The following is a 434-nucleotide window of genomic DNA, read 5'->3' as shown; positions in this document are numbered from 1 at the left end:
GGCGATCTGACCGGCGACGAGAAGAACCGACTGAAGGGCGGTGCTGCACTGGGCGTCGATCGTGGATGCCCCTGTATGTGAGGGTAGACCGGCATGCATCCACGCGGTGCGGGTGATGTTGCCGAACTGCTCTCCGATCGGAGTGACACATCCGCCGACAGCCTGCTCGACGAGGGAAGGATCCAGATCGAGTCGGTCGAGCACTCCGCGCTGCGCCAGCCCGAGCAATTCAACGGCGTGCAGACCGGAGACCCAGCCGTCGCGCTTGCCGAACGAGGTGCGCGCGGCATCGACAATCACGGATTTCATTTGCAGAACCTCTCTCTGTGAATCTACCTGGAGCAGTGCAAAAGACGTGGATGTAGTTCTTCGGTTGCAGGGGCCGGAGCCACCGACCGGACGCTGCCACGCGTGCGCGAAATCGGTCGGACCAC

General features: G+C 62.9%; 1 pseudogene. It reads right to left on the bottom strand.

The window, feature by feature from the left end:
* Window positions 1–309: pseudogene (locus R1101_RS29970) on the bottom strand (steroid 3-ketoacyl-CoA thiolase); the annotation flags it as partial.
* Window positions 310–434: the final 125 nt, after the last annotated feature.

It is taken from the genome of Rhodococcus sp. R1101 (assembly GCF_000278445.1).
Lineage (GTDB): Bacteria > Actinomycetota > Actinomycetes > Mycobacteriales > Mycobacteriaceae > Rhodococcus > Rhodococcus gordoniae.
Note: the sequence above shows the minus strand (reverse complement) of the source record. Positions and strands in the feature narration are given on the sequence as shown.